This window comes from Micromonospora sp. MP36, assembly GCF_008119785.1.
Classification (GTDB): Bacteria; Actinomycetota; Actinomycetes; order Mycobacteriales; family Micromonosporaceae; genus Micromonospora.
Genome location: NZ_VSFA01000007.1, coordinates 150716 through 160969 on the forward strand (window position 1 = coordinate 150716; position 10254 = coordinate 160969).

Genomic DNA, 10254 nt, shown 5'->3' on the forward strand with positions numbered 1-10254 from the left:
TCAGTTGCCGGCCTGGTCCAGCACGCCCCACCGGCGGCGGATCGCCTTGTCCGCCGCGCCGAAGGCGGCGTCCACGAGCAGGCCCACCACCAGGATGACGATCATGATCGCCATCAGCCGGGGTGCCTCGTTCAGTTCCCGGGCGTAGGTGAGCTGTGCGCCGATCGACGTCCGGGTGGCGATGACCACCAGCAGCTCGCCGGCCATCAGGCTGCGCCAGGCGAACGCCCAGCCCTGCTTGAGACCGGCCACGATGGCGGGTAGCGCGGCCGGCGCGATCACGTACCGGTAGAGGTGGAGCCCGCGGGCGCCGAGGTTGCGGCCGGCCCGCACCAGCAGCGGTGGTACGTAGTCGACGCCGTGGATGACGCCGTTGGCGACCGACGGCGCCGCGCCGAGCACCACCACGAAGAAGATCGCCTGCTCGCTGAGCTGGAAGAGCAGAATGGCCAGCGGGAACCAGGCGATCGACGGCATGGTCTGCAGCGCCGTGATCATCGAGCCGAGCGCGGCCCGCAGCACCGCCACCCGGGCCACGGCCAGGCCGAGCACCAGCCCGACGGCGACCGCGGCGGCGAAGCCCACGGCCGCCCGGCGGCCGGTGGTGGCCAGGCCGTCCCAGAGCGCCGAGCTGACCAGGTAGTGGCCGAGGTCCGCGAACACCGTCGCCGGACCGGGCAGCGCCCACGGGTCCTTCCACCCGGTCCAGACCACGACCTGCCAGAAGGCGATGGCCAGGGCCAGGGCGGCCAGCTTCGGCCACAGCGCCGACCAGGCCCGGCGGACCCGGGACGGCCCGCGCTGCCGGCCGGCGGTCTCCAGGGCGTCCAGTCCGGAGATCTCCGCGTCGGTACGCGTGGATCCGGTGAGCGTGTCACTGGCCATGGCGGCCCACCTCCGTACGCAGCCGGTCGGTGACCTCGGCGGCGATGGTCGCGATCTCCGGGGAGTCGATCCGCCGGGGCCGGGGCACGTCGACCCGGGTGGACCAGATGATCCGGCCGGGCCGGCTGGAGAGCAGGATGATCCGGTCGGCGAGCCGCGCCGCCTCGCGGACGTTGTGCGTCACGAAGAGCACGCTCAGCCGGCGTTCGGACCAGATCCGCTCCAGCTCGTCGTGGAGGATGTCCCGGGTCATCGCGTCGAGCGCGCCGAACGGCTCGTCCATCAACAGCACCGGGGTGTCCAGGGCGAGGGTGCGGGCCAGCGCGACGCGCTGCCGCATGCCGCCGGAGAGCTCGTGCGGGCGCTTGCGACCGAACTCGGCCAGGTGGACCGTACGCAGCAGGTCGGCCACCTTCGCCCGGCGCTCGGCGCGGGGCAGCCCGCGCAGCTTGAGCGGCACCTCGACGTTGGCCTCGACGGTGAGCCAGGGGAACAGGGCCGGCTCCTGGAACATCAGGCCGGGGTTGACCCCCTCGCCCAGCTCGATCCGGCCGCCGCTGGCCCGGTCCAGCCCGGCGACCAGGTTGAGCAGCGTGCTCTTGCCGCACCCGGACGCGCCGACCAGGCAGACGAACTCACCGGGGGCGACGTCCAGCGACACCCCGTCCAGGGCCAGTACGGCGTGCTCGCCCTGGCCGTACACCTTGGTCACGCCGCGCAGCGCGACCGAGCCGGTCGCGCTGCGCGGGGTCGTCGTGGTCGACGTCACGGCTGGGTGACCTCGGGCTTGCCCTGCGCCTTGAGCACCTCGTTGAGGAACTTCAGGTCGTAGAGGCCGTTCAGGTCGACCGGTTGGGTCAGCCCGACGGCGACGGCGTGGTCCAGGCCGGTCTTCAGCGAGGACGCGATCGGGTCGTTGGTGAACTCCAGGGTGGGCCAGGCCTGCTTGATCAGCTTGACGTCGAGCGGCTTGCCGGTGATCTTGCCGATGTGGTCGGAGATGGCCTGCTGCGCCTCGTCCGGCTTGGTGTTGACGAACTCGTTCGCCGCGACCTGCCCCTCGACCAGCTTCTTCACCACGTCCGGGTGGGCCTTGAGAAACTTGGTGCTGACCAGCAGGTTGGTGATGACGAACTTCCGGTCCGGCCAGAGGTCGCGCTCGTCCACCAGCACCTTGCCGCCGGCGTTGACCAGCCGGGAGACGTACGGCTCCGGCACCCAGGCGCCGTCGATCGCGCCGCTGGCGAAGGTGTCCACCGTCTGCGCGTTCTCCTGCGGGACCACCGTGACGTCGCCGCCGCCCTCCTTGGTGGTGTTGAGGCCCTTCTCCTTGAGCCAGTAGCGCAGCGCCACGTCCTGGGTGTTGCCGAGTTGCGGGGTGGCGATCTTCTTGCCGCGCAGCTGCTCGACCGAGGTGATGTCCGGCTTGACCACCAGCGCGACGCCGCCCGAGGCGGCGCCGGAGACCACCCGGACCGCCTCACCCTTGGACTTCGAGAAGGCGTTCACGGTCGGGTTCGGACCGATGTACGTGGCGTCGAGCGCGCCGGAGAAGACCGCCTCGATGGCCGCCGGGCCGGCGTTGAAGGTCTTGGTCTCCAGCGTGACGTCGCTGCCCAGCTTCTCCTTGAAGATCCCCTTCTCCACGCCGACCACGGCGGGCGCGTGGGTGATGTTGGGGAAGTAGCCGAGGCGCAGGGTCACCGGGCCGGCGGCCGCGTCGCCGGTGTCGTCGCCGCAGGCCGCCGTGCTGCCCAGGGTCGCCGCGCCGACCACGGCGAGGGTGGCCAGGGAGACCAGTCGACGGAAGGGGAGCCGTCTCATCGTGTGTCCAATCCACAGTATTCCTACTTAGTTAGTAGGAAGAGTGGGGCAGGGTGGGAGCGGCGTCAAGACCCATCCAGCATCCGGGACGGCTCACCTGGGAATTCTCGGCAATTCCCACCTGTTCGGTGGAGTATGTGGCCCCGGACGGCCGACTGCCGGCGCGTCCGTCCGGAGTGCGCGGCCACACCGCCCGTGCGTCCGGTGCCGAGGGGCTAGATTCGATCTCGTGCCGACGCGGAGAACGAAGATCCCAGCGACGAAGTACCCGGTCGAGCGGTTCAGCCTCGACAACGGCCTGCGGGTGGTGCTCACCCCCGACCGCAGCGCCCCGGTCATCGGGGTGGCGGTGGTCTACGACGTCGGCATCCGGTCCGAGCCGGAGGGGCGGACCGGCTTCGCCCACCTCTTCGAGCACCTGATGTTCCAGGGCTCGGAGAACCTGGAGAAGCTGGCCCATTTCCGGCATGTCCAGGGTGCCGGCGGCACCTTCAACGGCTCCACCCACCTGGACTACACCGACTACTTCGAGACGCTGCCCAGCAACGCCCTGGAACGGGCGCTCTTCCTGGAGGCCGACCGGATGCGCGGCCCCCGGCTGACCGAGGAGAACCTGCGCAACCAGGTCGACGTGGTCAAGGAGGAGATCCGGGTCAACGTGCTCAACCGGCCGTACGGCGGGTTTCCCTGGCTGACCCTGCCGCCGGTGATGTTCGACACCTTCCCGAACGCGCACGACGGCTACGGCTCCTTCGACGACCTGGAGTCGGCGACCGTGGCGGACGCCGCCGACTTCTTCCGGCGCTACTACGCCAGCGGCAACGCCGTGCTGGCGGTCAGCGGCGACATCGACGTGACCGAGGCGACGGAGCTGATCGAGCGGCACTTCGGGGACGTGCCGGCCCGCCCCGCCCCGGCGCGGCCCGACTTCGCCGAGCCCGACCTGACCGCCGAGCGGCGCCGGTCGTACACCGACAAGCTGGCCCCGCTGCCCGCGGTGGCCGGGGCCTGGCGGGTGCCCGACCCGCTGACCGACTTCACCGGCTACCTGCCGTACGTGGTGCTCGCCGAGGTGCTCACCGACGGGGACGCGTCCCGGCTGGTCGAACGGCTGGTCCAGCGGGACCGTACGGTCACCAGCCTCGGCGGCTACCTCGGCTTCATGGGCGACCCGTTCGACGTACGCGACCCCACCGCGCTGCTGCTCCAGGCCCACCTGCCGCCCGGCGGCGACGTGGACAAGGTGCTGCGCACCATCGACGAGGAGTTGGACCGGCTCGCCACCGACGGGCTGACCGACGGCGAGTTGGCCCGCACCCAGGCCCGGATGGCCACCCACCTGCTGCGGGACACCGACGCGTTGCTCGGCCGGGCGCTGCGGATGGCCGTCCTCGAACAGCAACGCGGCGAGCCGGGCCTGCTCAACGAGCTGCCCCGGCTGGTCGGCGAGGTCACCGAGGAACAGGTGGTCGCCGCCGCCGCCACCCTGCGGCCGGAGCGCCGCGCGTCCATCGAGGTCCTCGCCGGAGGTGCCCGATGAGCGCGAGGAGTGGTTTGCGAGCCCCGCAGTCGCGAACGGAGGAGGTCCAGTGACGGCAACCGTGGAGACCGGGACGCGGCCGCTGCCGCCGCTCGGCCCCAACCGCAGGCTCAAGGTGCCGAAGCAGGCCGAGCGCACGCTCGCCAACGGGCTCACCGTGATCGCCGTACGCCGGAACGCGGTCCCGCTGGTCGAGCTGCGGCTCTGGATGCCGGCCGGGCGTACCCACCTGGCCCGGGGCGCGATGCTGGCCCAGACCATCCTCGCCGGCACGCCGACCCTCAGCGCGACGCAGATCGCCGCCGAGTTGCAGAAGGTCGGCGGCGCGCTGTCCGCCGGGCTCGACCCTGACCGGCTGATGCTCTCCGGGGCGAGCCTGGGCACCGGCCTGGACCGGATGCTGGAGATCCTCGCCGACGTGCTCACCGGGGCCACCTACCCGGGCGACTGGGTGGAGACCGAGCGGGACCGGCTGGTCGACCGGATCCAGGTCGCCCAGAGCCAGCCCGCCCACCTGGCCCGGACCGCGCTGCTCAAGCGGATCTACGGCCGGCACCCGTACGCGGTTCAGACCCCGGAGCCCGACCAGGTGCGCGCGGTACGCCCGCCGGCCCTGCGGCGGTTGCACGCCGAACGTGTGCACCCGGCCGGCGCGGTGCTGGTGCTGGTCGGCGACGTGCAGCCGGAGCGGGCCGTGGACGCCGCCGAGAAGGCGCTCGCCGGGTGGAACGGGGCCGGGCGCGCCGAGGAGTTGCCGCCGGCCCCGCCGCTGGAGCCGGGCCCGCTGCTGCTGGTCGACCGGCCCGGTTCGGTCCAGTCCTCGCTGCGGATCGCCCTGCCCGCGGTGCCCCGCACCCACCCGGACCACGCCGCGCTGCAACTGGCCAACCTGCTCTTCGGCGGCTACTTCTCCTCCCGCTGGGTGGAGAACATCCGCGAGGACAAGGGCTACACGTACGGGCCCCACTCGCTGGTCGAGCACTCGGTGGCCGGGTCGGTGCTGATCGCCGCCGCCGAGGTGGCCACCGAGGTGACCGCCCCCGCCCTGCTGGAGACCACGTACGAGCTGGGCCGGCTGGCCGCGCTGCCGCCGAAGCCCGAGGAGCTGGAGCAGGCCCGCCAGTACGCGCTCGGCACGCTCCAGCTCGGCATGTCCACCCAGACCGGGCTGGCGTCGCTGACCAGCGCGTACGCCGGCAACGGGCTGCGCCTGGACTTCCTCGCCGAGCACGCGTCCCGGCTCGCCAGGGCGACCGTGGACGACGTGGCCGAGGCGGCGGCCCGCTACCTCGCCCCGGCGAAGGCGGTCACCGTCGTGCTCGGTGACGCCGAGCGGATCGCGGATTCGCTGGCCACGCTCGGTCCGGTGCGGACGGAGGCGGCGTGAGCGAGCGGAGCGAGCGGAGCAGTTGGCTCAGCACCGTGGTGGGTCGCGCCGCCGGCGAGCGGAGCGAGGCGTGACCGGCGAGCCTGCCCCACCGCTGGCCCGGTCCACGCTGGATCGGGCGGCGCACCGGCGTACCGACCCGGACTGGCTCGCCGAGGCGTGGGAGCGGGCCCGGGTGCTGGTGCTGGACTCGGCCGACGACGGGCGCGCCCTGGTCCGCGGCACGGCGGCACCGCCGGAGTTGGTGCTGGTCGGCCCCGCCGAGCTGCCCGAGGTGCCCCGGTCGGTGCCGATGTTCCTCGGCGTCGAGCCCGACGGCGTACCGGTCTTCGCGGTGGACGCGCCGCTGCCGGAGCTGCCGGGCACCCGGCGGGCCAACCTGCGCGAGGTGGGGCATCTCCTGGCCGACCGGGACGCGGGCCTCTTCACCACCGCGCTCGCCCTGCTGAACTGGCACGTCCGGCACGGCTACTCGTCGGTCACCGGGCACCCGACACAGGTCGACGAGGCCGGCTGGTCCCGGGTCGACCCGGGCGGCGACCGGGTCTGGCCGCGTACCGACCCGGCCATGATCGTGCTGGTCCACGACGGGGTGGCCGGCCCGGAGGGGCGGTGCCTGCTCGGCAACAACGCCGCCTGGGCGCGTACCCCCGGCGAGCGCCGTTTCTCCTGCCTGGCCGGCTACGTGGAGCCCGGGGAATCGGCCGAGGCCGCCGTGCTCCGCGAGGTCCGCGAGGAGGTCGGCGTCGGGGTCGAGGAGATCGCGTACGCGGGCAGCCAGGCGTGGCCGTTCCCCGGCTCGCTGATGCTCGGCTTCCTGGCCCGCGCCGACGCCGACGAGCAGATCCGGGTGGACCCGGCCGAGATCGCCTACGCCCGCTGGTTCACCCGGCGGGAGATCGGCGCCGCGCTGGCCGGGGAGGCGGTCGACGTCGACGGCCACCGGCTGGCCCTTCCGCCACCGTCCTCCATCGCCCTGTTCCTGATCCACCGCTGGCTCGACGGCCACTGCTGACTGGCCGGGCCGACGGGATCTGAGCGACCGGGTGGGTCATCGCCACTTCGCCGACATGGCGGGGTTGCGGCGAGCGGGACACCGCCACCTCGCCGAAGTGGCGTTGCGCACCGGCGACCGGCGACCGGCGACCGGCGACCGGCGAGCGGCGACCGGCGACCGGCGAGCGGCGACCGGCGGGGGCCGGACACGGTCCCGGCCCGTGGCCGTCGTTGCCGCGGCGGTCACGGGCCGGGAACACGGGCCGTCGTGGCCGGGTGAGGCAAGGAACGCGGCGGGGGAGCCGGTCCGACCACGACGGACGTCAGGTCACGTCCGATTGACGTACCACGGGCCCGGGTCGGGGTCCTCGATCGGGAGCACCTTCACCCGGTGCCGGCCGGCACGTACTGCTCCGACGGACGCCAGCGCCCGGGCCAGCAGCAGGGCGGCGTCCCGGTCCTCGGCGTGGACGACCTGGCGGCGCGGCTCCGGCGCGGTGGTCTCGTCCCGCAGCCGGCCACCGTCGGCCCAGACGGCCGCGATGTCGGTGTCGGCGGCGGCTCGGATCTCGGTGCGGACGATCAGGAACCGCATGGCTGTCCCCCGGTACGGACGGACGGATACGCGATGGAACTTCCACGTCACTCAATCGAGATGTTACGCCTCGTGGTCGTCCCAGCAAGTGAACTCGACCGTCCTTCGCGCGCCCCGACCGATCGGGTGACCCCGGTCGGCACGGTTGTCGGGATGGGCAGGGGAAGGGGCCGCCGGCGCCACGCCGACGGCCCCGGTCACTCAGCTAATCAGTTCAGCGAGAACTGCCCGTTCTTCGCGCCGGTGATGAAGCCGAGCCAGCCGGCCCGGTTGAACAGCAGCACCGGACCGCTCCGGTCCTTGCTGTCCCGCAGTGCCACCGCCGCCGGCCCGGTACGCAGCGGCGCGACCTCCACGCAGTTCGAGGTCTGGCTCCGGGTGCTCTTGCGCCAGGCGGCGCCGGCGAGTTGCGGCGCGAGGTCGGACGAGTTGTTGCGGATCTCGTTCATGGTTCTGCTCCTGGTCTGGAGTGCTCCGATGGGGACGAGTGACGCCGCAGGCCGGACGGCGCTCCCCGTGGATCACCGGTCCGTCGCCAGGCGCCCCGAGTCGCGGCGGCGCTGGGCCGGCGCCGTTGCCGGCCCGTGCGCCACTGTGGACCCGGCCGCCGTGTCGGTCAGCCGTCCCGTCGCCTCGATGAGCCAGGAGAGGGTGTCCGATGCGGAGAGCGCCGCCGAGCATAGCCACTCGAACACCACTTTATAGCGATTTAGGGTGTTCGCCTCGGTCGACATGACGTCGGTGAACCCGCCTTCGATTGCCAGCGTCTCCGGATCGAGCGGATCGGCGAACCGGTAGACCGAGAAGGCGGTCGGCGGCAGGTACCAGTCACCGACCCGGGTGTCGCGCAGCAGCAGATGCAGCGTCACGTTCGGCAGCATGGCCAGCTCGCAGAGGTGGACGATCTGCTCGTGCAGCACCTCGGGTGGACCGGCCCGGCGGCCGAGCGCGGCCTCCTCCAGCACGGCCGTGTAGCGGGGCGCGTCGGGGGAGCGGGTGAGCAGCGACTGGCGGGCCTGCCGGGCGCGTACCTGGGTCTCCGGGTCCTCGACGTCCGGGTCGCCGGCCTCCTCCGCCACCTGGGCCGCCGAGCGGATCCGGTGCCGGGCGTACCCGGGGGTCTGCAGCAGGCCGGGGACCAGCACCGGGTTGTACTCGGAGATCTCCGCGCAGCCCGCCTCCAGCTCGGCGAAGCCGCGCTGCTGCTGGGTCATCACCGGGAAGTTCCGTAGCCAGCCGCGCATGTCGCCGGCCTCCTGGGCGATCCCCAGCAGTTCCTCGCGCAGCTCGTCGGTCGCGCCGTAGAGGGTCAGCAGGACGTCGACATCGTCCGGGTCGGGGCGGCTGCGCCCGTTCTCCAGGCGGGACAGCTTGGACGCGGACGCCCAGCCGATCCGCTCGATGACCTGGTCGCCGGTGAGGCCAGCCTGCTCACGCAGCCGGCGCAGCTCGGTGCCGAGCCTGCGACGGCGCAGGATCGGGCCTGGTGCGGCAGGAGGCACGGTGTCCTCTTTCCGTCGACCGCCGCGAGAAGCGACGGTAACTGTATGGAATTCGCCCCCCACGGTCAGTATGGACGGCGCGGCCGGTGTCGGAGGTCCCGGCGAGGGCGTGTCTTGCGACAAAAAGAGGACCGTGGAGGTGGTCCGACCGGTCCGGACGAGGCCGTTCCGGGCCCGGCACCCGCCCCGTCGCGCCTCCGGGCGCACCCCCCGCCGGAGGGAACCTGATGCGCACCGTCCTGGGCCGCCCCGACTTCCGCCTGCTCTTCGCCGCCCTGCTGGCCAGCATGGCGGCCGAGTCGATCCTGCTGCTGGCCCTCGCCGTCTGGGTGAAGGATCTGACCGGATCGGACGGCATGGCCGGGGCGACCATCTTCGCGATCATCGCCCCGATGACGCTGGCGCCGCTGGTCGGCTGGGTCGTCGACCGGTACCGTCGCCAGCCCTTCTTCGTGGCCGCCAACCTGGGGACGGCCGTGCTGCTCAGCCCGCTCTTCGCGGTCCGGGACCGCGGCGACGTGTGGCTCATCTACGTGGTGGCGGCGCTCTACGGCCTGTCGTACATCACGTTGACCGCGGTGCTGAGCGGGCTGATCCGGCAGCTCGTGCCGAGCGAACTACTGGCCGACGCGAACGCGGTGCTGCAGACCGTCCGGCAGGGCCTCCGGCTGGTCGGCCCACTGGCCGGGGCCGGACTGTACGCCGCGGTCGGCGGCTGGCTGCTGACCGCCCTCGCCATGGCCGGCTTCCTGACCGCCGCGGCCGTGGTCGGCCTGCTCCGGGTCACCGAGAGCACCCCGTCCGGGGCCGGCCTGCGCTGGCCGGCCGAGCTGAGCGCCGGGCTGCGGCACCTGGCCGGTGAACCGGCGCTGCGCCGGGCCCTGCTCGGCTACGGGCTGGGCTCGCTGGTGATGGGCTTCACCGAGTCGCTGATCTTCGCGTACGTGGACCAGGGGCTGCGCCGGGACGCCGCGTTCGTCGGCGTGCTCGTCACCGTGCAGGGGATCGGCGGGCTGGTCGGCGGGCTCTTCTCGGCGACGGTGGTGCGCCGGACCGGCGAGGTGGGGACGCTCGCCGCCGGGGTGACCTTCTTCGGCCCGGCCGCGCTGGCGCTGGCGTACCCGCGGCTCTGGCTGGGTGTGGTGGCGCTGCTGCTGGCCGGGATGTCGCTGCCGCTAACCATGGTCGGGCTCAACACGCTGGTCCAGCGGCGTACCCCGCCGGGGCTGCTCGGCCGGGTCGCCGCCACCTCGGAGGCGCTGGTCAGCGGCCCGCAGGCGGTCTCCATCGGCGCCGGCGCCCTGCTCGTCGGCGTCCTCGACTACCGCCTGCTCTTCGCCCTGGTCGGGATGATCACCACGCTCGCCGGCGGCTACCTCTGGCAGGGCCGCCACCTGACCCCCCCCCCCCCGCCCCCCCCCCCCCTCCCCCCCCCCCCCCCCCCCCCCGCGGCCCCCCCCCCCCCCCCCCCCCCCGTTGGTCATGCAGGTGTTTTCGCGACCCCCCCCCCGCCGGCGGCAAAAAA

The 10254-nt window shown here is 73.1% G+C and carries 10 protein-coding genes; 4 read left to right on the forward strand and 6 right to left on the reverse strand.

From position 1 onward, the window contains the following. The 3 genes from FXF52_RS10045 to FXF52_RS10055 are packed head-to-tail and all read right to left on the reverse strand — an operon-like array spanning nucleotide 1 to nucleotide 2709. Nucleotides 1-885 (reverse strand): ABC transporter permease, encoded by an 885-nt coding sequence (locus tag FXF52_RS10045; protein WP_148795730.1) that lies wholly within the window; start codon nucleotides 883-885, stop codon nucleotides 1-3. Next, nucleotides 875-1654, reverse strand: coding sequence for an ABC transporter ATP-binding protein (locus tag FXF52_RS10050; RefSeq protein WP_148795732.1), 780 nt, complete (start codon nucleotides 1652-1654; stop codon nucleotides 875-877). The genes FXF52_RS10045 and FXF52_RS10050 overlap by 11 nt, the downstream gene beginning before the upstream one ends. Then, nucleotides 1651-2709: an ABC transporter substrate-binding protein gene (locus tag FXF52_RS10055; RefSeq protein ID WP_148795733.1), complete on the reverse strand. Its 1059-nt coding sequence runs from the start codon at nucleotides 2707-2709 to the stop codon at nucleotides 1651-1653. The genes FXF52_RS10050 and FXF52_RS10055 overlap by 4 nt, the downstream gene beginning before the upstream one ends. Nucleotides 2710-2938: 229 nt before the next feature. On the opposite strand from FXF52_RS10055, the gene FXF52_RS10060 reads away from it, so the two are divergent. The 3 genes from FXF52_RS10060 (at nucleotide 2939) to nudC (ending at nucleotide 6651) form a co-directional block, all read left to right on the forward strand. Then, nucleotides 2939-4249 (forward strand): pitrilysin family protein, encoded by a 1311-nt coding sequence (locus FXF52_RS10060; RefSeq protein WP_148795735.1) that lies wholly within the window; start codon nucleotides 2939-2941, stop codon nucleotides 4247-4249. Nucleotides 4250-4298: 49 nt separating this feature from the next. Next, a complete protein-coding gene (locus FXF52_RS10065; protein WP_148795737.1) occupies nucleotides 4299-5636 on the forward strand; it encodes a pitrilysin family protein in 1338 nt (445 codons plus the stop codon). A 70-nt stretch (nucleotides 5637-5706) separates the two neighbouring features. Continuing rightward, nucleotides 5707-6651, forward strand: a complete 945-nt coding sequence (gene nudC, locus FXF52_RS10070) for an NAD(+) diphosphatase (protein WP_148795739.1) — start codon at nucleotides 5707-5709, stop codon at nucleotides 6649-6651. 309 nt (nucleotides 6652-6960) lie between these two features. Here nudC and FXF52_RS10080 read toward each other — a convergent pair whose 3' ends face one another. The 3 genes from FXF52_RS10080 to FXF52_RS10090 form a co-directional block, all read right to left on the reverse strand. Beyond that, nucleotides 6961-7227, reverse strand: a complete 267-nt coding sequence (locus FXF52_RS10080) for a hypothetical protein (RefSeq protein WP_148795741.1) — start codon at nucleotides 7225-7227, stop codon at nucleotides 6961-6963. 209 nt (nucleotides 7228-7436) lie between these two features. Continuing rightward, complete coding sequence (locus FXF52_RS10085; protein WP_148795743.1) at nucleotides 7437-7676, reverse strand: DUF397 domain-containing protein; 240 nt, start codon at nucleotides 7674-7676, stop codon at nucleotides 7437-7439. A gap of 72 nt (nucleotides 7677-7748) precedes the next feature. Then, on the reverse strand, nucleotides 7749-8729 hold the full coding sequence (locus FXF52_RS10090) for a helix-turn-helix transcriptional regulator (protein WP_148795745.1): 981 nt from the start codon (nucleotides 8727-8729) through the stop codon (nucleotides 7749-7751). Between the two features lie 227 nt (nucleotides 8730-8956). Here FXF52_RS10090 and FXF52_RS10095 point away from each other — a divergent pair. Continuing rightward, nucleotides 8957-10254: MFS transporter (locus tag FXF52_RS10095; RefSeq protein ID WP_187413412.1), on the forward strand; the 1298-nt coding region annotated here is incomplete at its 3' end.